The 24,471-nt window shown below is 61.2% G+C and carries 21 protein-coding genes; 14 read left to right on the top strand and 7 right to left on the bottom strand.

The annotated features are described in order from the left end of the window. Positions 1-80 precede the first annotated feature (80 nt). Positions 81-1,007 (top strand): ABC transporter ATP-binding protein, encoded by a 927-nt coding sequence (locus PQR53_RS13270; RefSeq protein ID WP_408454320.1) that lies wholly within the window; start codon positions 81-83, stop codon positions 1,005-1,007. After that, positions 1,004-1,765, top strand: coding sequence for an ABC transporter permease (locus PQR53_RS13275; RefSeq protein ID WP_093633049.1), 762 nt, complete (start codon positions 1,004-1,006; stop codon positions 1,763-1,765). Before PQR53_RS13270 ends, PQR53_RS13275 begins: the two co-directional genes overlap by 4 nt. Before the next feature lie 155 nt (positions 1,766-1,920). Here the strand turns inward: PQR53_RS13275 and PQR53_RS13280 are convergent, their stop codons facing one another. Continuing rightward, positions 1,921-2,922 (bottom strand): helix-turn-helix transcriptional regulator, encoded by a 1,002-nt coding sequence (locus tag PQR53_RS13280; RefSeq protein ID WP_408454137.1) that lies wholly within the window; start codon positions 2,920-2,922, stop codon positions 1,921-1,923. 199 nt (positions 2,923-3,121) lie between these two features. Between PQR53_RS13280 and PQR53_RS13285 the strand changes: the two genes are divergently transcribed. The 4 genes from PQR53_RS13285 (at position 3,122) to PQR53_RS13300 (ending at position 9,843) form a co-directional block, all read left to right on the top strand. After that, positions 3,122-4,033, top strand: coding sequence for a helix-turn-helix domain-containing protein (locus tag PQR53_RS13285; protein ID WP_408454140.1), 912 nt, complete (start codon positions 3,122-3,124; stop codon positions 4,031-4,033). 662 nt (positions 4,034-4,695) lie between these two features. Then, positions 4,696-5,121: a DUF3830 family protein gene (locus PQR53_RS13290; RefSeq protein ID WP_179738326.1), complete on the top strand. Its 426-nt coding sequence runs from the start codon at positions 4,696-4,698 to the stop codon at positions 5,119-5,121. Positions 5,122-5,296: 175 nt separating this feature from the next. Then, positions 5,297-6,508 (top strand): sensor histidine kinase, encoded by a 1,212-nt coding sequence (locus PQR53_RS13295; RefSeq protein ID WP_408454142.1) that lies wholly within the window; start codon positions 5,297-5,299, stop codon positions 6,506-6,508. Positions 6,509-7,014: 506 nt separating this feature from the next. After that, positions 7,015-9,843 (top strand): YadA-like family protein, encoded by a 2,829-nt coding sequence (locus PQR53_RS13300; protein ID WP_408454145.1) that lies wholly within the window; start codon positions 7,015-7,017, stop codon positions 9,841-9,843. A 99-nt stretch (positions 9,844-9,942) separates the two neighbouring features. On the opposite strand, the gene PQR53_RS13305 is transcribed toward PQR53_RS13300, so the two are convergent. From PQR53_RS13305 to shiA, 3 genes are all read right to left on the bottom strand, one after another. Next, entirely contained in the window at positions 9,943-10,071 is a 129-nt protein-coding gene (locus tag PQR53_RS13305; protein ID WP_408454147.1) for an MFS transporter small subunit, read from the bottom strand. Positions 10,072-10,081: 10 nt separating this feature from the next. After that, the gene (locus tag PQR53_RS13310) at positions 10,082-11,485 is read right to left on the bottom strand and encodes an L-lactate MFS transporter (RefSeq protein WP_408454150.1); all 1,404 of its coding nucleotides are present in this window, start codon (positions 11,483-11,485) and stop codon (positions 10,082-10,084) included. A gap of 420 nt (positions 11,486-11,905) precedes the next feature. After that, a complete protein-coding gene (shiA, locus tag PQR53_RS13315; protein WP_408454153.1) occupies positions 11,906-13,222 on the bottom strand; it encodes a shikimate transporter in 1,317 nt (438 codons plus the stop codon). 367 nt (positions 13,223-13,589) lie between these two features. Between shiA and PQR53_RS13320 the strand changes: the two genes are divergently transcribed. From PQR53_RS13320 to PQR53_RS13340, 5 genes are all read left to right on the top strand, one after another. Next, positions 13,590-13,811 carry a hypothetical protein gene (locus tag PQR53_RS13320; protein ID WP_408454155.1) on the top strand — a complete coding sequence of 74 codons (222 nt, stop codon included), beginning with the start codon at positions 13,590-13,592 and terminating at the stop codon, positions 13,809-13,811. Then, positions 13,789-14,508, top strand: a complete 720-nt coding sequence (locus PQR53_RS13325; protein WP_408454157.1) for a GntR family transcriptional regulator — start codon at positions 13,789-13,791, stop codon at positions 14,506-14,508. Before PQR53_RS13320 ends, PQR53_RS13325 begins: the two co-directional genes overlap by 23 nt. A 260-nt stretch (positions 14,509-14,768) precedes the next feature. Next, positions 14,769-16,016: a formyl-CoA transferase gene (gene frc, locus PQR53_RS13330; protein ID WP_408454160.1), complete on the top strand. Its 1,248-nt coding sequence runs from the start codon at positions 14,769-14,771 to the stop codon at positions 16,014-16,016. A gap of 132 nt (positions 16,017-16,148) precedes the next feature. Next, on the top strand, positions 16,149-16,934 hold the full coding sequence (locus tag PQR53_RS13335; RefSeq protein ID WP_408454163.1) for a fumarylacetoacetate hydrolase family protein: 786 nt from the start codon (positions 16,149-16,151) through the stop codon (positions 16,932-16,934). Next, positions 16,931-17,590: an NAD(P)(+) transhydrogenase (Re/Si-specific) subunit beta gene (locus PQR53_RS13340; RefSeq protein ID WP_408454166.1), complete on the top strand. Its 660-nt coding sequence runs from the start codon at positions 16,931-16,933 to the stop codon at positions 17,588-17,590. The genes PQR53_RS13335 and PQR53_RS13340 overlap by 4 nt, the downstream gene beginning before the upstream one ends. Positions 17,591-17,649: 59 nt before the next feature. Here the strand turns inward: PQR53_RS13340 and PQR53_RS13345 are convergent, their stop codons facing one another. Both PQR53_RS13345 and PQR53_RS13350 read right to left on the bottom strand, forming a co-directional pair. Then, the gene (locus PQR53_RS13345; RefSeq protein ID WP_408454169.1) at positions 17,650-17,955 is read right to left on the bottom strand and encodes an HAD family hydrolase; all 306 of its coding nucleotides are present in this window, start codon (positions 17,953-17,955) and stop codon (positions 17,650-17,652) included. A 123-nt stretch (positions 17,956-18,078) separates the two neighbouring features. Beyond that, a complete protein-coding gene (locus PQR53_RS13350) occupies positions 18,079-19,026 on the bottom strand; it encodes a LysR family transcriptional regulator (protein WP_179738303.1) in 948 nt (315 codons plus the stop codon). A 394-nt stretch (positions 19,027-19,420) separates the two neighbouring features. Between PQR53_RS13350 and oxlT the strand changes: the two genes are divergently transcribed. The 3 genes from oxlT to PQR53_RS13365 all read left to right on the top strand — a co-directional run bounded on the left by oxlT (position 19,421) and on the right by PQR53_RS13365 (position 23,310). Then, positions 19,421-20,761 (top strand): oxalate/formate MFS antiporter, encoded by a 1,341-nt coding sequence (gene oxlT, locus PQR53_RS13355; RefSeq protein WP_408454172.1) that lies wholly within the window; start codon positions 19,421-19,423, stop codon positions 20,759-20,761. 30 nt (positions 20,762-20,791) lie between these two features. Further along, a complete protein-coding gene (locus PQR53_RS13360; RefSeq protein ID WP_408454175.1) occupies positions 20,792-21,781 on the top strand; it encodes a LysR family transcriptional regulator in 990 nt (329 codons plus the stop codon). A 77-nt stretch (positions 21,782-21,858) separates the two neighbouring features. Further along, positions 21,859-23,310: an aldehyde dehydrogenase family protein gene (locus PQR53_RS13365; protein ID WP_408454322.1), complete on the top strand. Its 1,452-nt coding sequence runs from the start codon at positions 21,859-21,861 to the stop codon at positions 23,308-23,310. Between the two features lie 84 nt (positions 23,311-23,394). Here the strand turns inward: PQR53_RS13365 and PQR53_RS13370 are convergent, their stop codons facing one another. Beyond that, on the bottom strand, positions 23,395-24,372 hold the full coding sequence (locus PQR53_RS13370) for a 2-dehydropantoate 2-reductase (RefSeq protein ID WP_408454178.1): 978 nt from the start codon (positions 24,370-24,372) through the stop codon (positions 23,395-23,397). Positions 24,373-24,471 lie beyond the last annotated feature (99 nt).

Genomic DNA, 24,471 nt, shown 5'->3' on the forward strand with positions numbered 1-24,471 from the left:
TTCCTTTACATTGCGGGTGCGGTCGCGCATTCGCGCTGCTTCCTCCCAATCAAATAACGGTGTCTGCCATCGTCGAATCCATGCAGCCAATCGTCTCGGTTACGAATCTGTCGAAAACCTATGCCACGGGTTTTCATGCACTCAAAAACATCAATCTGGCAATCAACCGCGGAGAAATCTTCGCCTTGCTTGGCCCCAACGGCGCCGGCAAGACCACCCTTATCAGCATCATCTGCGGCATCGTCAAGGCGAGCGCGGGCAGCGTGATGGTGGACGGCCGCGACATCGCGGTGGACTATCGTGGTGCTCGCTCGCTGATCGGCCTCGTGCCGCAGGAACTCACCACCGATTCGTTCGAAACCGTCTGGGCAACCGTCTCGTTCAGCCGCGGGCTGTTCGGCAAACCGAAAAACCCTGCTTACGTCGAAAAGGTGCTGCGGGATCTGTCGTTGTGGGAGAAGCGCGATAGCAAGATCATTACGCTGTCGGGCGGCATGAAGCGCCGCGTGTTGATTGCCAAGGCGCTCTCGCACGAACCGCGCGTGCTGTTTCTCGACGAACCCACGGCGGGTGTGGACGTCGAATTGCGTCGCGACATGTGGAAGCTGGTGCGCTCGCTCGCCGCGAGCGGCGTGACGATCATCCTCACCACGCACTACATCGACGAAGCCGAGGAGATGGCGGACCGCATCGGCGTGATCAATGCGGGCGAGATCATGCTAGTGGAAGAGAAGACGGAGTTGATGCGCAAACTCGGCAAGAAGCAGTTGACGCTGCAACTGGAGAGTCCGCTCGCCCAGGTGCCGCCCGCGCTGGGTGCTTATGGGCTGGATGTCGCCAAGGGCGGCAACGAGTTGATCTATACGTATGAGGGCGACGGCGGGCGCACCGACATCATCGCGCTGCTCAAGGCGCTCGACGACGCCGGCATCCGCTTCAAGGATCTGCATACGACGCAAAGTTCGCTCGAAGACATCTTCGTCAGTCTGCTCCGGGGTAACCAATGAATATCTACGCAATTCGCGCGATCTACAAGTTCGAGATGGCGCGCACCTGGCGCACGCTGATGCAGAGCATCATCGCGCCGGTCATCTCGACATCGCTTTACTTTGTCGTGTTCGGCGCGGCCATCGGTTCGCGTATCAAGGAAGTGGACGGCATCAGTTATGGCGCGTTCATCGTACCGGGCTTGATCATGCTGTCACTGCTGTCGCAAAGCATTTCGAATGCATCGTTCGGGATTTACTTTCCGCGTTTTACCGGCACGATCTACGAGCTGCTGTCGGCCCCGGTGTCGTATCTCGAGATCGTCGTGAGCTATGTGGGCGCAGCGGCCACCAAGTCGATTCTGCTCGGCCTGATCATTCTGGCTACCGCCGGCCTGTTCGTGCCGCTGCAAGTGCAGCACCCGTTCTGGATGATTCTGTTTCTGGTGCTGACCGCGGTCACGTTCAGTCTGCTCGGTTTCATTATCGGCATCTGGGCGGATAGCTTCGAGAAACTGCAACTCGTGCCGCTCCTGATCATCACGCCGCTTACGTTCCTCGGCGGCAGTTTCTATGCGGTCAATATGCTGCCGCCGTTCTGGAAGGTCGTCACGCTGTTCAATCCGATCGTTTATCTGGTGAGCGGATTTCGCTGGAGTTTTTATGGCCTGGCCGACGTCGACGTCGGCGTCAGCCTCGGAATGACCGCGCTGTTTCTGGCGGTGTTTCTGGTGATCGTCGCGTGGATCTTCAAGACCGGGTATCGGCTCAAGAGCTAATGGTTTTGCGCAAACCCGTTGGCGCTCGCCGTCTCGGCTATCGTCTGGCACGGCGCGATCATTCAAGACGCGATACCTGAGCTGAATTCGAGGGTCGGCGTGTCCGCGGCCGGCGCATGCGTCGAGCCGGTCGCGGACACGCTTTCATCCCGCGCCTACGTCACATACCCCTGCGCCACGTTGATCAACTGCACGCGATTGCGCACGTTGAACAATTGCCGCAAACGCCGCAAATGATAGTCGACGTTATGCGGCGACAGCCCGAGGAAGTAAGCGATCTCCTTGTCGCGCTGTCCCTGCACGACCGCCTTCAACACCGCATGCTGCAGTTCGCTCAGCGTGACGCGCTGCTGCTGCGCGGGGGCAATGCCGATCACGCTCTTCGCGTGGGTCCAGATGAATTCGTGGATCGTGTGCGCGAACATCAGCGTTTCGGCCACGATCGATTCGGTCATCCAGCGCGGGTTGCCGATCTCCGAGTTGAAGCACAGGCTCGCGCTCAACTCCGGCTCGGGCAGCGGCATCTGCGTGAGAATCCCGCTCTTGCGGCCGGTGGCCTCGAGCATGTCGATCAGGCCGCCGAGCCGCTCGCTGCGCATCTGCGCGCGTGGCAGGTCGGCGCGCATGTCGGCGATGTTCCAGAGGAACGGCATGCCGGTCGGCGAGGCCAGCGCGACGCGCGGGTCGAGCTCGAAATAACGCTCGCGGAAATAGCGCGTGAGCCATGTCTGCGACTCGTAGCTGGTCAGCACGAACATCGTCTTGTGATGCGCCGTGGTGCGCGTGGCTGAATAGCTGAACGAGTCGAAGCCGAGTTGTTTGATGCGCTGCCGCACGAACTCGATGCGGTCTTGCGCACTGCCAAATCGCACCAGCGGACTGATCACCGGCATGGCGCGGCGCGCGGCGGGCGAGGGCGTGCCGATCTCCTCCTCGGTAAACAGTGTGAGGAAACCTGCGGGCGCGATGCCTGATGCGGGACGGGTGGATGCCCTGGATGCTTCAGCCGCGTGGGCTGAATTCCCGGTTTGCCGCGTGCCGGCCGGGTAAGCCGGTGATGCGGTAACCGCGGAGTTGTAAGCCGCCGACACGTGGCTGGCTTCGCCTTGCGGCGAACCGGTCAGCCAATGCGGCAGCGTATCGCATTCGTGTTCCATGAAACGGTAGCTCCGGCGTTCGAAACGCGTGAAAGACGACAACCTGAATGATTAGCTATTTCCAAAAATTACGGTAGCCGGTTCCTTGCTATCATTTTTGAGATCTTGCTCTGACCTCGGCCTTTGACCTCTTAACCGGCGACGCGGGTGCGGCAGGGTTTGCTCATGTGCATACGGGAACCTCCCAGGAAGTGACGTGATGGCAAGAATTCCAAAGCTGACAACGACGCTAGCCTACGACCGCTATATGGCGGGCCAGAAACTGGTCTCGAGCGTGGATCGCCCGTGGCGGCACCTGGTGCTGCGCTCGTACCTCGAACCGGCCGAGCAGGAACTGCTGGAGGCGCCCGGGCTGCAGGACGTCACGCTGATGACGCTCGGCAGCGGCGCCGAACACCTCGAGCGCAATCTGAATGGGCGCTGGGAGAGCGCCGACCTGCGCGCGGGCGACCTCTGGTTCGTACCGCCTGTGCCGATCTCGTGGCGCTGGCGGTCGATCGGCGACGAGCCGCTGTCGACCGTCCATTTGCACCTGCAACACAGCCTGCTCGACAGCGTCGCCGACCAGATGGAGCTGGGCGCCTCACGCGAACTGTCGCTGGGCGATGCGATGCAGTTCCACGATCCATTGATCGCCGCGACGCTTGGCGCCTTGCATCGCGCCGCGGGCGATCCTGCAGACTCGCGGCTCTATGTCGACGCGCTGGTTCACGCGCTCGCCGCTCATCTGTTGCAACATTATTCGCGCGGCCGTCACGCTGAGGCCGGCCTGCCGCCACAACCCGAGCGCCTGGTGCCACGTCGCATCCGCCGTGTAACCGATTACATTCGCGCCAATCTTGCCCCCGATCTCGCCATCGGCGAACTGGCCGCGCTGGCCGGGTTAAGCAGTTTTCATTTTGCTCGGGTGTTCCGCCGCGAGACCGGTGAAACGCCTCATCAGTTCGTCACGCGCTTGCGGCTCGAGGAAGCCGCGAGGCTGCTGCGGGCCACCGATCAGCCCGTGTTGCAAATCGCCATTGAAGTTGGGTTCGAGACTGCCAGTCATTTCTCCGTGCAGTTCAAGCGGGACTACGGCGTGACGCCGCTTGCCTACCGGCTGCGCGGCTGAGAGCCGGGTTGCGCGGCTGGGTCGGGCGGCCGGTTTGCCGGCGTACGGGCTGCCGGCGTACGGGCTGCCGGCATACGGGCTACCGGCATACGGGCTACCGGCTTGCAAGGTCCAAGTGGCTTGGTGGGCAGTGGGCCACATGCGGGCACGCGATCATTCGCCGACATCCATGCTGTGCAGCGCGGGGATGCCTGGCAGCCGCGTGGCACAGAAATATTGAGGCCGGCCGCGGTGGGTTATCGAGCGCAAAGCTTAATGAATCGCCGAAACGGGATCATGCACTTTTCGCAGTTTGCTGTGCATTGCGCGGCTTGCAAACTACGAACTTTCGTGGCGCAGTTTGTGATGGACCTGGCATGCACAGGCCTGCTGCTGTTCCGACCGCTTTTCTGACCGTCGTGTTCAATATATGGTGCAGTATGAATGCGTGTACCCGTTGCGCCTGCTGGGTTGCGGTATTTGACAGCAGATCGCATGAGGCAGGCGGCAGTCTGTGCAACGCGCGCTCCCTACTGCCACTGGTTTAACTGGCCTGACCAGATGCGCGGCAATTGTATCTGTCGAAGCATTGCACCGGCCGACAGAATGTTTCGCCTACGGCTTGGCCCCAGCCGGCGTCCGACCGACCATTCCACTCAACCCGTCACACCGGATATCTAGCGATGACCCGACTTCGAATCACCTCCTGCGGCCACGTTTTTACCGCCGAAACCCATCCCGACGCGCCGCAAACAGTGGCCGCCTTCCTGAAGCTGTTGCCGTACCGTCAAAAGATCATCCACGTGCGTTGGAGCGGCGAGGGCTGCTGGGTGCCGCTTGGCGACTTCAAACTGGAAAACGACGGCGCCGCGGTCGGCTTCGAAAATCATACGAGCCACCCGTCGGTTGGCGACATCCTGTTCTATCCGGGCGGTTACAGCGAAACGGAGATCATCCTCGCCTACGGTTCGTGCTGCTTCGCGAGCAAGCTGGGCCAGTTGGCCGGCAATCACTTTCTGACCATCGTCGAAGGTCGCGAAAAGCTGCGCGAACTCGGCACCAAGGTGCTGTGGGAAGGCGCACAAGAGGTGCTGTTCGAGAAGATCTGAAGCGGCTCAAACCCTGGTTAATTTTTGTTGCTCAAATCGAGCATACTGGAGGCGCCGTGGCGGCTTGCCCAAGTCCCACGATCTGCCTCCTGGGCGCGATTCGCGGTCTACTCCAGTCGCGTTCGGTAGGGCACGAAACATTTACTTCGCCGCCAGACGGCGCCAGGTTCCCTACATGACGGATTCGCGCGTACTTCCGTTGGCTGCTTTTGCCGCGCATTTGCGCCAGCAACAGGTCGATTTGACCGAGCGCTGGATGAAGGCGGTGTTCAACGACGTCGAGTTGACCGAATCCGGCCGGCTGACCTACGAACAACTCGCCGATCACATCCCGAACATTCTCGACGAAATCTGCAGCGTGCTGGAGCACCAGGATCTCGACGAACTGGAGCCCGCGATCAAGCGCGACGCGCGCCTGCACGGCAAACTTCGCTGGAAGCAGGGTTACCAGATCGACGAACTGGTGCGCGAACTCGATCTGTTCCGGCAGATGCTGACCGGCGCGATCGTCGAGTTCAGCGAGGCGCGGCCGTCGTTCACGCGGCGTCATGAGGAGCGGGCCCGGCATTTCATCGATGAAGCCGTGAGTTTTGTCACGCTGACGTCGATCCGGGAGGTTGTCAACGAGCGTGACAGGAAGATCGACGATTACACCGGGCACATCGAGCGCGCCAATCACGAACTGACGCTCAAACAAAAGCTGGTCGGCGATCTGTACGAATCGCGTATGCAGATCACGCGCAGTGTCGTGCACGATCTGCGCAACTTCCTCAATGTGTTTTCGATGGCGCTGCAACTGATCGGTCGCGCGCCGGCGAAGATCGACACCGCGCTCGCACTGGCGAACCGCCAGGCGGCTGACATGAAAACGCTGGTCGACGAGCTGGTCGAATACTCGGTGGTGCTTGGCGATACCAACCCGGTGACGACCGAGCGCGTTGTGTTGCGCGAACTATTCGATGAACTGGTGGCCTCGTGCGGACCGGCGATCGAAGCAAAGGGCTTGCGCCTCGAGACCACCTTCGGCGGCGAACCGGACACCGTGGTTTCCAACCGGCTGAAGCTCAAGCAGGTCGCGCTCAACCTGCTGACCAACGCCGCGAAATATACCAGGGCGGGCCAGGTCGAACTGGCCATCTCCGCCGCGGAGCACGACCACTGGCGTTTGCGGGTGTCGGATACGGGCGTGGGGATTCGCGCGTCGGATCGTGAGCGTGTGTTCAAGGAATTCGAGCGCGCCACCGCGGACGACATTCCCGGCGCGGGTCTCGGTCTGGCCATCGTCAAGGAACTGTGCCGGGTGTTGGGCGGAGAGATCCGCTTCGACTCGCAGGAGGGCGAGGGGACGATCTTCGAGATTACGTTTCCGGTGCGCCTCGACAGTTAGTCCTGTCTATTCCGGCGAGCGGCATCAAGCCGCCCGCTGATCTTTCCCGCTCGATCTCCCCTTCGACGGGCGGTGTCACGTTGTTCGCTCAATGTCGACTCTCCTGGTTTAAGAAGCATTAAGAGTGCTTCCTAATATCGCCTAAAAATATCTCGGTTGATTTAAGACGTTTGGCACTTTGCGTCCTAAACGGAGTATGTCGTTTGTACTTATTCAAGCTAAAAAATAACTTTTAGGAGTTTTCGTATTTCGCCATCCAGTGAGCGAGCGGCAAACTATGGACGTCGCGTCTGTCGACCAGGTGAAGGCGCGATGCATCCTTAAGTTTGTCGGCCTGAGTTACATATGTATGGCAGCCCTCTCGTCGGTTGGCGGCACACTGGCGGCGTCGCGTTTGTCGGTTGACCGAAAGCGCTGCGTTCTTAAGTTTCTCTGCGTTTGAGCTAGATATTTAGGATGTCGTAAGAAAAATCTTGGTAAATCGGTTCGATAAAAGATTGGGAGGAATGTTGAATAAGACTTACAAGACTGTTTGGAATAGAACGACCCGCACGTACGTCGCGGCATCGGAGGTGGCGAAGCGCCGTGGCGCCAAAAGTGCATCGGCCAGTGGCGTGCTGCTGGCAGCGGGGGCGGGGTTGCTCGGCGGATTGGCGTTTGTGCTGCCGGCGAGTGCGGCGGAGTGCGGGGAGAGCAGTGCGGATTGTGCTGCGGTGGAGAGATCATCGGATCTGAATGGCAGCGCGTCTACGCAGCCCCTCAATGCGATGATGAACGCTCCTACGGGGACGGCTGCTGGTCTCCTGGTGAAAGTCTCCCAGTTATCTGCGACTACGGCGAACAGTTCCAGAATGCTGGGAGCGAACGCCGTGACTGCAGCAGACGACGTACCGGTCACCCAGTATATCGCTGTCAGTCCCGTGATTACACCGGCTTTGACAACCACAGCGCTATATGGAGAGAACGCCATGGCGGTCGGTGTGGGAGCGACTGCCTTAGGTGATGGCTCACTGGCGGTTGGTGCGAGTTCGGGGGCGGCGCTGAATGGTGCCACCGCAGTGGGCTCAGGGGCAGGAGCGCTCGCGTTGAATTCAACGGTCGTGGGCGCCGGCGCCACGACCAGTTCCTTTGCGGAAAACGGCGTGGCGATCGGCTATCTCGCGAAGGTACAGAATGCCAACGCGTTGGCCCTCGGCACAAACGTTCAGACGAACGCGGAAGATTCCATTGCCGCGGGTAGCAATGCGTTTATTGCAACGGCCGCCACAAAGGCGATTGCGTTCGGCTCCGGCGCGAGCGCCAGCGCCGCTGGTTCCGTGGCGCTGGGCGCCGATTCCGCAGCCGACCGCGCTGATGTGGTTTCCGTCGGGAGCACCACCGCGCAGCGCCAGATCATCAATGTCGCGGCCGGTACCCAGAACAATGATGTCGTCAATATCTCGCAGCTGAAAGGTGCGCTGGCTACGGTGGGTGGCGGAGCGGCCGTTGCCGCGGACGGTACGGTCACGAAGCCAACGTACAAGATCGGCGGCGGGACCTATAACGACGTCGGCGCGGCGTTGTCCGCTCTGGCCGTCACCGGCGAGGCCGCGAGCGCCGACTCGGTTCAGTACGACTCCACTTCGCATGACACGGTGACATTGGGCAACACCGGCACGCCGGTGAGGATCACCAACGTGCGCGCCGGCGCACTCTCCGCCGACAGCCTGGACGCCGTGAACGGTTCGCAACTGTTCGCAACGAACGCGACCGTGACGCAGAACACCAGCGACATTGCCGCCAACACCACCAGCATCACCAACCTCGATCAGCGTGTTACCGACAACACCACCACCATCACCAACCTCGACGCGCGCACCACGACGATAGAAGGAGACGTAAGCAATATCACCAATCAGATCACGAACGGCGAGCTCGGCCTCGTCCAGCAGGATCAGACCTCGCGCAATCTCACTGTAGCGAAAGACACCGACGGCACCAGCGTCGATTTCACCGGCACCGCAGGCGCACGCGAGCTGATGGGTGTAGCGGCGGGCACCGCGGATACGTCCGCAGCCAACGTCGGCCAGCTCAAGCCGATGGTGGCCGCGCTCGGCGGCGGCGCGCAGATCAACGCCGACGGTTCGGTCAGCGGTCCCACGTATCACGTGCAAGGCGGCACGCAAACTACGGTCGGCGATGCGCTCGGTTCGCTCGACAGTGGGCTTACCACCTTGCAGCAGAACATGGAGACCGGCGGCATCGGCATCGTCACGCAAGATCCTGTGTCACGCATCATCAACGTCGGCGCGACGACGGACGGGGCTCTCATCAACATGGCGGGTCTGGCGGGCAATCGGGTGGTGACCGGCGTCGCGTCCGGCGCGGTCAACGCCGCGAGCACCGATGCGATCAACGGTGCGCAACTCTATACGCACGCGGCGAGCACGGCGGTGGCGCTCGGCGGCGGCTCGACGGTCAATCCGGACGGCTCGGTGAGCGCGCCGTCGTACAGCGTGGGCGGCACGGTCGTGAACAACGTCGGCAGCGCAATCACCAATCTTGATGGCCGCGTGACGCAGAACAGCAGCGATATTGCCGGACTGCAAACCACGATCAACAACATCAGCGGTTCGGTGGCGAATGCGGTCCAGTACGACAATTCCGCGCACGACAAGGTCACGCTCGGCGGCACGGCAGCCAATGCGCCGAAGGTCACGCTCACCAACCTGCAGGACGGTGACCTATCGGCCACCAGCACCGACGCCGTCACCGGCGCGCAACTCTGGAACACCAATCAGCAGCTCGGCAGCCTCGGTCAGCAGCTTGTCAATATCAATCAGGTGGTCCAGAACAACGCAGTCACCGGCAACGCCTTCGTCGCCGTCAACAGCACGGGCAACGCGGCGCAGGCAATCGGCAACGGGTCGGTGGCGATCGGCGGCGGCGCCAAGGCGAGTGCGCCGAACTCGGTGGCGATCGGCGAGGGCTCGGTTGCCGATCTGTCGAACACGGTATCGGTCGGTTCGGCGGGCAACGAACGCCGCATCACTAACGTCGCAGCGGGACAGGCGCCCAGCGACGCCGTCAACATGCAGCAGTTCCAGGGCGGCATGAGCGAGATGGCGCGCAACGCCTATTCGGGCACGGCGTCAGCTATCGCGCTGACCATGGTTCCGGAGGTCGATACCGGCAAGAACCTCGCGATCGGTGTCGGAACAGCCGGCTATAAGGGCTATCAGGCGGTGGCGGTGGGCTTGTCGGCGCGCGTTACACAGAGCCTCAAGGTGAAGCTCGGCGCGGGCATCAGTTCTGCCACGACGACAGTCGGCGCCGGTGCGGCGTACCAGTGGTAGCCGGCAAAGAAGGGTGAGAGAACGCGCGCGGTTTGTGCGCGCGTCGCCAAGCTTTTCTCACACCCCGCACGTTCGATCGTGCGGGGTGCGGTGCAACGCTTATTTGAACAGCTTCATCGCCTGCGAGAGCGTATTGACTACACCCCATGCCAGCGGCAGCGTCACATACAGCCAGAAGACGGCGAGTTTGACCTTGTTGGTCGGATGAACGGCTTGAATCGTCGGCATACGGGTCTCCTTAGGCGCCTTTGGCGAGTTGTGCGTCGTTCATGTGGTGCTTGTCGTCGACACGCTTGACGAGCAGGTTGCAGACAAAGCCGATCACCAGCAGCACCACCATGATGTGGATCGTCATCGTGTAGGCATCTGCCTTGGCAACGCCGTGCGCCACTTGATAGGCACGGATGTAATTCACCAGCACGGGACCCGCGACACCCGCGGCGGCCCAGGCAGTCAGCAAGCGGCCGTGAATGCCGCCGACGAACGCTGTACCGAACATGTCCGCGAGATACGCGGGCACCGTCGCGAAGCCGCCGCCGTACATCGACAGGATCACGCAGTACGCGAGCACGAACAGGGCGATCTGGCCGGATGCGGCGAAGCCGGGCACGAGGTAGTACAGCACGGCGCCGAGCGCGAAGAAGATGAAGTAGGTGTTCTTGCGGCCGACCCAGTCCGAAGCCGAGGCCCACACAAAACGGCCACCCATGTTGAACAGCGACAGCAGACCGACGAAACCGGCCGCCGCGGCAGCCGTCACGGTGTCCTTGAAGCTCTCCTGAATCATCACCGAAGCCTGGCCGAGAATGCCGATGCCGGCCGTCACGTTCAGGAACAGCACCAGCCAGATCAGATAGAACTGCGGTGTCTTCAACGCCTGGTCGATATGCACGTGGTTGCGCGAAATCATTTTCTTCTGGTTGGTCGCGGGCGGCGTCCAGCCGGCCGGCTTCCAGTCTGCCGGCGGCACGCGGATCGCGAGTGCGCCGATCGACATCGAGATGAAGTACGCAATGCCGAGCACGATGAAGGTCTCGGCCACGCCGATGCTGGTCGCGCTGCGGAAGTGGTTCATCAGCGCCACCGACAAAGGCGCGGCAATCATCGCGCCGCCGCCGAAGCCCATGATCGCCATGCCGGTTGCCATGCCGCGGCGGTCCGGGAACCAGCGGATCAAGGTCGACACCGGCGACACATACCCCAGGCCGAGTCCGATCCCGCCGATGACGCCATAGCCGAGATAGAGCAGCGCGATCTGATGCAGGTACACGCCGAGCGCTGAGACCAGGAAGCCGCCGCCGAAGCAGCATGCCGCAGTGAACATCGTGCGGCGCGGGCCGACATGCTCGAGCCACTTGCCGGCAAATGCCGCCGACAAACCGAGGAACACGATCGCCAGCGAAAAGATCCAGCCGAGTGAGGTCAACGACCAGTCGTCAGCGGCGGATTGCGTAATGCCGATGACTTTGGTCAGCGGACCGTTGAACACGGAGAAGGCGTACGCCTGGCCGATACAGAGGTGAACGGCCAGGGCTGCGGGCGGGACCATCCAGCGGGAAAAACCCGGCTTCGCAAAGGTGGCCTGTTTGGAAAAGAATGGGGCAGAGCCTGAATTTTCGTTCGGCTCGGTGATACTGCTCATGGTCGGTCTCCGTGACGAATGCTTTTGTTATCGGCGCCTTATGCACAAGGCTTTAATGTCGCGGCGTAAAGAATGTCGCTGCGTGTGCCGTTGATATATGCATTCATGTTTCATATGGCGTGTGCGAATTCGATATAAAACTCGCTGCGACAAACGATAGGGTGCGAACTTGGCCTTTGCAATATGAGATGCAAATACATAAGGTATTAGCCTGGTGAAATACGACCGTAATTTGCCGAATTGCGGCGATGCAGCGTGGCTGTCGGGAATGAACTACCGGAGTCAGACGCAAGAAAGGACCCGCCTCGGTAAGAAGGCGTGCCCCGAAGGTTGGGAATGCGAAACCATGGGAGAAGCTGAGGGGAATGCCGGCAGTAGCGATTCGCCACGCCGACCCACCCGCAATGACGATTCGCCCTATCAGGCAACGGTTCGTCCGGTCTTCATCTTCGCCGCGACCACCACCGAGATCAGACAGCCGATCGCCAGATAAGCCGCCACCGGATGCCACGAGCCGCCGGCAAAACTGACCAGCGCCACCGCGATAAACGGTGTGAAGCCGCCGCCGACCACGCTCGCCACCTGATAACCGACGCCCGCGCCGCTGTAGCGGTACTCGGTGCCGAACAGTTCGGTGAACATCGGCTGCTGCACGCTCACCACCATGTCGTGGGCCACATTGGCGAGCATGACCGCGAAGATCACGATCCACACGGTCGAGCGTGCTTCGAGCGCAAGAAAGAACGGCACCGCGCTAAACATGCCGACCAGCGCGCCGACGATATACACGCGCCGGCGGCCGAATCGGTCAGCGAGTGCCGCAAAGCAGGGAATCGTCACGCAGCTCACCGCACCGACCAGCAGACCGATCGTCAGAAAGAACTCGCGCGGCATGTGCAGATTCGCGGTCGAGTAGTTCAGGGCGAACGCGGTCACGATATACATCGTGAACAACTCGGCCAGCCGCAGCGCGATGATCAGGAGGAACGCCTTGGGATGCTTCAGCAATGCCTCGACGATCGGCAGCCGCACGCTGCGTTCACCGTGTTCGCCGACTTTCTCGACGAACTCCTTCGATTCTTCCATGCTCGAGCGGATCCACAGCGCGATCAGCACCAGCACCACACTGAACAGGAAGGGCAGGCGCCAACCCCAGCTCAGGAACGACGCGTTGTCCATCGAACGGCTGATGATCGCGACCAACCCGGTCGAGAGCACGAGACCCACGCCATAGCCGACCTGCACGCCGCTGCTATAGAACGCCTTCTTCTTCTCCGGCGCGCTTTCGACCGCCATCAAGGCCGCGCCGCCCCATTCGCCGCCCACCGCGAAGCCCTGGATCGCGCGCAACGTCACGAGCAGCACGGGCGCCCACCAGCCGATGCTGGAGAAGGCCGGCAGCAGGCCGATCGCGGCGGTGGAGAGGCCCATCATCATCACCGTGAGGACGAGCATGCGTTTGCGTCCTAGCCGGTCGCCGTAGTGGCCGAATACGAAGCCGCCGAGCGGCCGGAACAGAAAACCGACGCCGAAGGTTGCGAAGGCGGCGAGCGTGCCCATCGCCGGACTGACCTTCGGGAAGAACTCGGCGTTGAAGACGAGCGCGGCGACGATGCCGTACAGCAAGAAGTCGTACCAGTCGACCACGGCGCCGACAAAGCTGCCAAGCGCCGCTTTGCGTGCCCGGCTGCGCGCCGTGCGGTTGTCGGCAATGGCGCTCGGGATGGTGGTACTCATGACGGTGTCTCCTTCGTATTCGCTAGGGCTGTCCGGACGCGCACGGCAGAGGCGGCTAGCGGCCGCGGCTGGTTCAGGACAGGATTCCCCGAAGGTTAATGATGCGTAGCGGTTCCCACAATCCGCATTAGGGCGAAATTGCGCGATCATCGAACGCAACTGCGCGCTTAGCGCGCGTTTTGCGCGTTTACACGGAGCGCTGCACGTGTGGAGCAGCAGAAAAACCGCCCGCAGCCTGCGCGTGCTACCTTCGGTTGATCATCCTGAAAACAGGTTTGACTGATATACTACATACGGAATATTGATTTCTGTGGCGTTGCAGCATATGATTGGGGTCTTCCCTTACTCGATCATCCGGAGTTGCAAAATGGAATTTGTTCCTCTCTCGCTGCTTGCCGTTGCTGTCGTGGGTTTAGGCTCTGCCGCCACAGTCATCCTGACCGGCTGGATTTCGCAGCCGATTGCACAGCTCGCTGCGCAACATGGCCGATTCGTCGGTCTGGGCGAAGCTGGCGGCGTGACTGCGGCGGCGCCCTACCGTGCGCGTGTTCAACAAGAGGCGATGAATGTCGTCAGAACTTCAAACTGAAGCAGTGGCCACACCTTTAACGTTGTCGCTGCAACCCATCGGCGCGAGCGCGAGCTTGCGCGACCAGGCGTATGTCATGCTCCGCCAGGCCATTGCCGACGCGGATATTTACCAGACGCGCGAGGAAATCCGTCTCGACGAACGCGTGCTGAGCGAATCGCTGGGCGTGAGCCGCACGCCGGTTCGCGAGGCAATGACGCTCCTCGAACAGGAGGGTTTTCTGCGCATGGTGCCGCGGCGCGGTATCTATATCGTCCGTAAGAGCAAGCGCGAGATCGTCGAAATGATCCAGATGTGGGCCGCGCTCGAAAGCATGGCGGCGCGTCTTGCCACGCTGCATGCCACGGACGGGGAAATCGCCGGCTTGCGCCACATGTTCGACCATTTTCGCGACGCCACGCCGGCCGAGCATATCGCCGAGTATTCGGACGCCAACATCGCGTTTCACCAGGCGATCGTCGAGTTGTCGAAGTCGCAGATCATTCTCGACACGATCAAAAACATCTTTATCCACGTGCGGGCGATTCGCCGCATGACCATTTCGCAAAGCGACCGCGCGTCGCGTTCGATCGTCGATCACCTGCGCATCATCGAGGCGTTGGAGCAGCGCGATACCGAGCTTGCCGAGCGGCTTACACGCCAGCATTCGCTTGACCTGGCGGCGTTTGTCGAAGCGAATTGCGATTTTCTGGATTGAGGACCTGAGCGCCGGGTTGGCGCCACGCTACGGATCGAAAAAAGCCTGCAGTGACGTTGTCACTGCAGGCTTTTTTACGTGTTCAATCCAGGGCGTGGACGGGTGGCAGGGTTAAGCCTCGCTTGACGATCTCTAAAATATGGTATGTGATATATCAAACGAGTTCGGACACCATCCATCCGCGCGAGCGGGCGTTATCGAAGCGGGCGCACCGGTCGATAACCGTTGCACACAATACTGACTGATCAGGAGACTTGGACATGAGCAAAGCACTCGACGGTGTGCGCATTCTCGATTTCACCCATGTGCAATCGGGCCCGACCTGCACGCAATTGCTCGCGTGGTTTGGTGCGGACGTGATCAAGGTGGAGCGGGCCGGTGCCGGCGACATCACGCGTGAGCAACTGCGCGACATCCCCGACGTAGACAGTTTGTACTTCACCATGCTCAATCACAACAAGCGTTCGATCACGATCGATACGAAGAACCCGGAAGGCAAGCAGGTTCTCGAGACGCTGATCCAGCAGTGCGACGTACTGGTGGAGAATTTCGCGCCCGGCGCGCTGGACCGGATGGGCTTCACATGGGAGCGGATTCAGGAATTGAATCCGCGCATGATCGTCGCCTCGGTGAAGGGTTTCGGCCCTGGCCCCTACGAGGACTGCAAGGTCTATGAGAACGTCGCGCAATGCGCGGGCGGCGCGGCGTCGACCACCGGTTTCGACGATGGTCCGCCGGTAGTGAGCGGCGCGCAGATCGGCGACAGCGGCACGGGCCTGCATCTGGCGCTCGGGATTGTCACGGCGCTGTATCAGCGCACGCAAACCGGCCGTGGCCAGAAGGTGCTCGCCGCGATGCAGGACGGCGTGCTCAACCTGTGCCGCGTAAAGTTGCGTGACCAGCAGCGGCTCGAACGCACCGGCACGATGAAAGAGTATCCGCAATATCCGAACGGGACGTTCGGTGAAGCGGTGCCGCGCGCGGGCAATGCTTCGGGCGGTGGCCAGCCAGGCTGGATTCTGAAGTGCAAGGGCTGGGAGACCGATCCGAATGCCTATATCTACTTCATCACGCAGGCGCCGGTGTGGGCGAAGATCTGCAACGTGATCGGGAAAGAAGAGTGGGCCACCCATCCGGACTACGCGACGCCTGCCGCGCGCCTGCCGCATCTGAAGGACATCTTCGCCGAGATCGAGCGCTGGACCATGACCAAGACCAAGTTCGAGGCCATGCAGATCCTCAATAAATACGACATTCCTTGCGGGCCGATTCTGTCGATGAAGGAAATCGCCGAAGAGCCGTCGCTGCGCAAAACCGGCACGATTGTCGAAGTGGATCATCCGACCCGCGGCAAGTATCTGACCGTTGGTAATCCTATCAAACTGTCGGACAGCCCGACCGAAGTCAAACGCTCGCCGCTGCTGGGTGAGCACACCGACGAGGTCATGGCGGAACTCGGCTATTCGCCCGAGCAGATCAGCGCCTTGCGCACTGCCGGCGCGATTTGAACGCGTAGACGTGTCGGCACGCGCCTGGCGCGGGGCTGATCCAATGCATTGGTGATGACGGCGCGGTCTTCCTCGCAGTACGCGATCTGGAAGAGCGAGGAGTATTGCGCCGGTTTGCTCAAGGAGTGACGAATGGATACGTGGATGCGTTTCATGTCGAGCGGCGGTGGCGTCGTGTTCGGCCGGGTGGAAGGCGGTTATCTGCACGAGTACGAAAGTCTCGATCAACCGGTGCCGACCGGCGCTGTATTGTCGACTCGCGCACTCACGCCGCTCGCGCCTTGTGCGCCCGGCAAGGTCGTCGCGCTGTGGAATAACTATCACGCGCTCGCCGCGAAGCTCGACAAGCCCGTGCCGTCACATCCGCTATTTCTGCTGAAGCCGGCGGGATCGGTGATCGGCTCGGGTGAACCGATCCGGCGGCCGCCCAGCTACGCGGGCAAGATTGTCTACGAAGGCGAACTCGGCATTGTGATCGGGCGGCGCTGCCGCGATGCGAGTGCTGAGGAGGCTGCTGAATCGATCTTCGGCTATACGCTCATCAACGACGTGACCGCCGCCGATCTGCTGAACGAGAATCCGCACTTCCCGCAATGGTGCCGGGCAAAAGGTTTTGATACGTTCTGCTGTATCGGCCCCTCGATCGTGTCCGGTTTCGACTGGCGCTCAGCGCGACTCGTCACGATGGTCGACGGTGTGGAGCGGCAGAACTATCCGCTCGACGACATGGTGTTTTCTCCGGCCGAGCAAGTGCGTCTGATTTCGCAGGACCTGACGCTCGAGCCCGGCGATGTGATCGCGTGCGGCACGTCGGTGGGTGTCGGCTCGATCAAGGACGGCGCGACGGTGACGGTCTCGATCGACGGAATCGGTACCTTGAGCAATACCTTGGCTGCTGTGCGCGAGGTCGCGCTATGACGCGACGGCCGCGGCTCGTCGCGTTACTCGGCAGCGCCGCAGGGCTCGCTGTCATGTTGGGCGGATTTGCGCGCTATCTGTCGGCGGCGTCGCAGGCGAATCTCGAACGTATCGAGCTGTACGCCGCGGTCTTCATCGGTGCGCTGGTCTTCGCCACGTCAGCTATCGCATTCTGCAAGATGCGCGGTACGTTGGACCTGAGCGCGGCGGCGCTTCCGGGCCATGGCATTGTCAATGTGTCAGCGCTGCTGCTGTGTGGATGGCTGGGCTACGGCTTTGTCACTGAACAGGCGCAGCCGTTCGGGCTCGCGGCGCTGCTTGCAATGAGTGTGCTGGCCGCCGCCCTGGGCACGCATCTGATGCTCAGCCGCGAGTACTCGAAAGATCGCGGTTCACGCACTCATGCGTTCGCCGGACATTGCGAGGGATTGGCGCTCGAGCGGCATGGATTATTGGCGCGCATCGAATGGCACGGTGGCGAAGAGCAAGCTTGGGCACTGCGCGAGATAACGCCAGAAAGAGTGCGCGCGGCCGCATACCGGCATCGCCACAGCTGGCATAACACGGGGAACATGCGCACCGGGAACATGCGCGCGCAAAAGCGCGGGTCTGTCCGCCAACGCATCAGTCACCGTGCGATGTACCGTCAAGAATGAATACACCAACGCGTCGAGCGGCAAACGGAGCGCATGGCGGGGTCGTCCCGCCGCAACGCTCAATCGCCGGTCGCCGCGAATTCGTTGTAGTAGCGGGCCTTCTTGCTCAGGATCATCTGGGCAAGAAACTCGGCGTCGTATGCACTGTGAAGATGGGCGTGAAACCGCTCGATGTAGGCAGTGATGCGCGCCGCTTCACTGGTGAATTCCTTCAACACGTCGAGTGTGGCCTGGTCCCAGCGGAACCGCAGGCCAAGATCGCTAAAGGCTGCGTTGAATGCACTCAGATGGGCGTCATCAGGACTAGCCAGGCTGACGCTCGTTGTACGCGTGCTGGCATGGGACTCAACCGAAGCGTGGTTCATGATCGCCCTCCTGGGCTGACAAGTGGAAGAACTCAAGCGGGAAGAACCCAAGCGAGAGCTCACTTGCAGCATAGGGATGCTGATCAATTTGCAATAATTAAAGTTTTATTGGCTTTGCATAGCCTACTGCTTATAGACGCTCAATTCCCTGACGCGCGTGATTTTCTCGATGAGACTCGCGCCTTCCTCCATCAGGAAACGTTTGAAGGCGACGGCAACCGGCGGCAGGCGTTTGTTCTTCCGATGCACGACGTACCAGTTGAGCATGACGGGAAAGCTCTCGACGTCGAGCACGACCAGATGGCCAAGCTGCAACTCGAGACTGATCGTATGCGCGGACAGGAACGCAATGCCCATGCCGGCAATGACGGCCTGCTTGATCGTCTCGGTGCTCTTGATCTCCATCGCGATCTTGAGATTGGCGAGACGGCCGGCGAAGCCTTCTTCCATCGAATTCCATGTGTCCGAGCCGCGCTCGCGGACGATAAAGGCCTCGCTCGCCAACTGGCTCATCTTGATGTTGCGTTTGTTCGCGAGCGGGTGCGTGGGCGCCGCCACGATCACATAAGGGTGCGGCGCGAATGGTTCGTTGGTGGCGTCGGTTTCGTGCGGCGGGCGCACCATTACCGCGAGATCGGTCTGATTGGTTGCGAGCTGATGCAACAGCTCCTCGCGATTGTGCACGGAGAGATTGAGCACGACGCCCGAGTAGCGCCGCGTGAACTCGGCCAGCACGCGCGGAAAGAAGTAGTCGCCGGCACTGATCACCGCGACATTCAGCTTGCCGCCGGAGACGCCCTTGAGTTGACTCATCGCCTCGTCGACTTCGTGGAACTGCTGAATGATCGCGCGACTGTAGTGCAGCATCTCGGTGCCGGCCGGTGTCAGATAGATTTTTTTGCCGAGTTGCTCGAACAGCGGCAGCCCTGCGTGTTCCTCGAGTTGCCGGACCTGGGTGGAGACGGCGGGCTGCGTCAGATGCAATTCTTCCGCGGCACGCGAGAAGCTCAGGTGGCGCGCTACCGTTTCAAAGACCTTTAGTTGCCGCAGAGTCGCATTGCGCATCGTCATGACCGATGTATAAACAAACGTGAATCAACATAATAACAAACTTTAATTATTAGTAATTCAGCAATGACCCTAGCATGGGTCTGTAAAGAAGCTAACAAGCGGAATTGTCGGAGCAGTACTCGGCGCAGTACTCGGGTTAACGCTTGGATTGAGGCGTGGCGGGGGCGGCAGCGAAAGTTCATGCACTGCCATTGCCTGATTGATCGGAATAAAGAACTGACCTGTTAAAGCAATCGCTCTGGCAAAACGGCTTTTAAATAATGAGAATTGAAGGAAGACGAAAATATTAAATATTCCCGGATGGCAAGGCTGTTCGGGTCATAACGAAAAGATGAAACGCACACAGTACGGCGAGACAGTCTGTCGTACTGAATAAATAGCGGAGACAAGGCGCATGGACGATATTACTCAGCAGACCACTGCTCGCGTATTCTGGGCGAACCGTTGGTGGCAGCTCGTCATCGGCATGATGTGCATGGCGTTGGTGGCCAATCTGCAATACGCATGGACGTTGTTCGTCACACCGATGAATGCGCGGCATCACTGGGGCGAAGCATCCATTCAACTCGCCTTCGCTATCTTCATCCTCACTGAAACATGGCTCGTGCCGGTGGAGGGCTGGCTGGTCGACAAGTTCGGGCCGCGCCCGGTGGTCGCCGGCGGCGCGGTATGCGCCGGTATCGCGTGGGTCATGAATTCATATGCGACCACCTTGCCGATGTTGTATGTGTCGGCGGTGATTGCCGGGATCGGCGCGGGCGGCGTGTACGGGACCTGTGTGGGCAATGCGTTGAAGTGGTTTCCGGATCGCCGCGGTCTCGCAGCCGGGTTGACCGCGGCGGGTTTTGGCGCCGGCGCGGCCGTGACCGTCATTCCGATTGCCAACATGATCACGCGCTCGGGCTACGAGCACACCTTCTTTTTCTTCGGCATTCTGCAGGGCGTATCCATACTTTTGCTCGCGTTATTGTTGAAGAAGCCGAACCTGCGTCTGCAAGCTGCACCCAGGAAGAAGTTCGCGGTGACCAAGGTCGATTACACGCCAGGCCAGATGATCAAGACGCCGGTGTTCTGGGTGATGTATGTGTCGTTCGTCGCGGTGGCCGCGGGCGGCTTGATGGCGACCGCGCAAATCGGCCCGATCGCGAAAGACTGGGGCCTCGCGCGCATCCCCATGACGATGTTTGGCATGACCTTGCCGCTGCTCACCGCCACGCTTTCCATCGACAACATCTGCAACGGTTTTACTCGTCCGCTGTGCGGTTTCATCTCCGACAAACTCGGCCGTGAAAACACGATGTTCGTGATCTTCATCGGCGAGGGCCTTGCGTTGCTCGGCCTCATGCAGTACGGCAGCAACCCGTATGCGTTCATGACGTTCGCCGCGTTGATCTTCCTGTTCTGGGGGGAAATCTTCTCGATCTTCCCCGCGATTTGCGCCGACACCTTCGGCAGCAAATATGCGGCGGCCAATGCGGGTACGCTCTATACCGCGAAGGGCACGGCCTCACTGATCGTGCCGATCGCTTCGGTGCTGTCGGCCACAGGCGGCTGGAGCCTGGTGTTTGTCGTCTCCGCCGTGGTCACGATCGCCGCGGGCATCTCCGCGAAGTTCATTCTTGCGCCAATGCGTTCACGCTGGATCGAATCGCACAACGAGCCCCAGGGCGTGCTGGCGGTTGCCGGCAGCAAGTCCTCGCGGATGAGCCACTGGCCTGAGCAGACAGGGGAATAGGGTGACCGGTCTACGCCCGGCAGTGACGTTATGAATGTTTCGTTGCAGCAGCTCAAGGTGTTTGTCGCCGTCGCGCGTGAAAGGAGTTTTACGCGCGCGGCGCGCGAGTTCGATTTGACGCAGTCGGCGGTGAGCCGCTGTGTGCGCGAACTTGAAGACGCGGTCGAATTGAAACTGTTCGACCGTACGACGCGTCAGGTAGAACTGACGAATGCGGGCGCGAGTCTGGAGCGCAGAATCGGCCGCCTGCTCGATGAAATCGAGCTGACGCTGCGCGAAGAACGCGCCGCTTATGACGGACACACCGGTGTAGTTGTGCTGGCAAGCAATCCTGTGCTCTCGTCGAGCTGGGTGGCGCAGGGGCTTGCTCATTGTGCGTCGGCATTTCCCGAGCTGATCGTGTCCGTCAAGGATCAACCGCAAAGCGGTGTGATCGCGAGTGTCGAGCAGGGGGAAGTGGACTTCGGCGTGGTCTCGGTGGCCGAGCCCCTTGGCGGAGATCAGTTGCATGCGCAAGTGGTTTTCACGACGCCGCTGCATGTCGTGATGCCGCCCGCGCATCCGCTGGCGCGGCAAGCGAGCGTTGCATGGCCTGCGTTGCAGGACTGGGCGCTCGTCACGTTGAATGCCGACGCCGGCGTGCGCGCCGCGCTCGAACTCGCGTTCAACGCACATGGCCTGAAACGGCGGCCGGTGCAGGAACTGGGACATATTGCAGCGGTCCTGCGCATGGTCGAATTGGGCCTCGGTGTCGGCGTTTTACCTGTCGATGCACATTGGCCCGCACCAGGCGCGTCACTCGTGAGCCGGCCGCTGGTTCCCGAAATGTATCTGACGACACTGCTCGTGCATCGTCGCAATCGTTCCCTCAGACCCAACGCCGCGGCGGCATGGGCGCAGCTCGCCTCGCTTGCCGGTACGCCTTCGGCTGCGGCTGCAGCAGGCACGGCATCGTTCCCTTCGCATACCTTCACGTCTCAGGCAGCGGCGCCCGGCGGAGCGGTCCTGCACGAACCCTAAGGCTCCTCTCTAGCCACTGGCCTCGGCCAATCCGCTGCCAGTCGGTTCATCCAACATTCCACACAAGGAGCTTCATGATGGAAACTGAAACCGACCTCAGACGCCATGATCTGCTGATTGACGGCAAGCGTTTGCCGCCCGGCACCGGCGAATATTCCGTCGACATCAACCCGGCGAGCGAAGAGCCGATTGCGCTGGTCGCACAAGGCAGCGCCGCCGATGTCGATACCGCCGTCCACGCGGCGCGGGCCGCATTGAAAGTGTGGAACGCGATACGGGCGGCCGAGCGGGGCCGCATCCTGGCGCGTCTCGCCGGTCTGATGCGCGCGAATCTGGAAGAGCTCGCCGCGCTCGAAAGCCTCGATGCCGGCAAGCCGATCTCGGCGGTGATGCGCCAGGATATTCCGGCAGCGATCGATACGCTCGAATACTACGCAGGCTGGTGTGACAAGATCAACGGGCAGGTGGTGCCGGTGCGCCCCGATGCGTTGACGTACACGCTGCGTGAGCCGGTCGGCGTGGTCGCCGCAATCGTGCCGTGGAATTTCCCGCTGATGATCGGCATGTGGAAAATCGCGCCCGCGCTGGCCTGTGGTTGCACCGTGATCGTCAAGCCCGCGGAGATCACGCCGCTGTCCGCGTTGCGCATCGGCGAACTCGCGCTCGAAGCGGGCGTGCCGCCGGGAGTCCTGAATATCGTCACCGGCAAGGGGCGGGTGGTAGGCGATGCGCTGGTGGCGCATCCGGGCATCGACAAAGTGACTTTCACGGGCTCGCCTTCCGTGGGACGTGGCATTCTGCAGGGCGCGGCCAGCAACTTCAAGCGCGTCACGCTTGAGCTCGGCGGCAAGTCGGCCAATCTGATCTTCCCGGATGCAAACCTCGACAATGCGGTGCGCGCCGCGGCGTCGGGCATTTTCTTCAACTCCGGCCAGGTCTGTTCGGCGGGCTCGCGCATTCTTGCTCATCGCGACGTCTACGACGAAGTGGTCGAGCGTCTCGCGGCGCGAGCGAAGGCGATCAAGGTTGGCGATCCGGCGGCGCGCGAAACGTCGATGGGGCCGCTCATCTCCGCGGCGCAGATGAAGACTGTGCTTGGTTATGTCGAGACAGGGCGTGCCGAAGGCGCGTCGCTTGTGACCGGCGGCGCGCGCGTGGGCGAGCGCGGCTTTTTCGTCGAGCCGACGGTATTCGCCAACGTCGAGCATGAAATGCGCATTTCGCAGGAGGAGATCTTCGGGCCGGTGGCGACTGTGATTCGTTTCAACGACGAAGCCGATGCGATCCGTATCGCCAATGGCACGTTGTATAGCCTCGCGGCCGGCGTATGGAGCGCGGATATTGGCCGCGTGCATCGGGTTGCGCGTGACCTGAGAGCGGGCACCGTATGGATCAATACCTACGGCTACACCGACGTGCGTTTGCCTTGGGGCGGTTCCGGCGATTCCGGCTTTGGCCGCGAGCATGGTGACGTGGCGATTGAAAACTTCACCGAACCGAAGTCGGTGTGGCTGGCGATCGATCAGTAGCGATGTAAAAAAAGGATCGAACGCGCGTGGCGTTCGATCCTTTTCTGAAGCTTATAAAGCGTTGATCGCTGCGTGAATGAGCGTTCAATCGCCTTGCAAGGCCATCCGCTCACGCAGTTTGATCAGGGCGAGCACGACGTCGATAGTCGGCGTGGGCTCGGCAACGAGACGGCCCATTTCCTGCACCACCGTCAGGAGCGGATCGATCTCCATAGGACGGCGGTTCTCCAGATCGACCAGCGTCGAGGTCTTATGTGCGCCGACCGCGCCCGCGCCGTCGATACGTTTTTCCACATCGACACGAAAATGCACGCCGAACTGGTCAGCAATGCGCTTGGCTTCCAGCATCATGGTGCGCGATACCGCACGTGTGCCGGGGTCGCTGGTGAGGATGTCGAGCGTGGCGTGCGTCAATGCGCTGATCGGATTGAAGCACAGGTTGCCCCACAGCTTGAGCCAGATTTCGTCGCGGATATTGTCGCGGATCGGTGCATCGAAACCGGCCGCCTGCATGATCTCGTGCAATTGCTGAATGCGCGGCGTGCGTTCGCCATTCGGCTCGCCGATCGGGAATTTCTTGCCGTACACGTGCTTGATCACACCCGGTTCGACAATCTCCGCGGCGGGAAAAAGCACACAGCCGATCGCGCGTTCGGGACCGAGCTTGGTCCATTGGCTGCCGTCCGGGTCGATGCTGGCGAGGCGCGTACCGGCGAACTTTCCGCCGTGCTGGTAAAAGTACCAATAGGGAATCCCATTGACGCCAGTGACGATCGACGTGTGCTTGCCGAGGAGCGGCTGCATGGCGTCGACCACGCCGGGCAAGGAGTGCGCCTTTAGCGTGACGATCACGACATCCTGCACGCCGAGTTCGGCTGGGTCGGACGTGCAGCGTACCGGCGCGCTGAACGTCTCGCCGTCCATGATCAGGCGCGCGCCGTGTTCGCGCATCGCCGCGAGATGCGCGCCGCGCGCGATGAAACTCACGTCGGCGCCGGCACGCGCCAATTGCACGCCCATCAAACCGCCAATCGCTCCTGCTCCGAAGATACAGATCTTCATGATGCCGCCCCTGTGACTATGAGAAGTCGCTTGCCCGATGCCGCATATTAGCCTTGCCGCGGCGGCGGGTCACTCTTTGAGCATACGGGCGCAGGACGA

Origin of the sequence: Paraburkholderia fungorum (assembly GCF_046027605.1) — a bacterium.
GTDB classification, from domain to species: domain Bacteria; phylum Pseudomonadota; class Gammaproteobacteria; order Burkholderiales; family Burkholderiaceae; genus Paraburkholderia; species Paraburkholderia fungorum_F.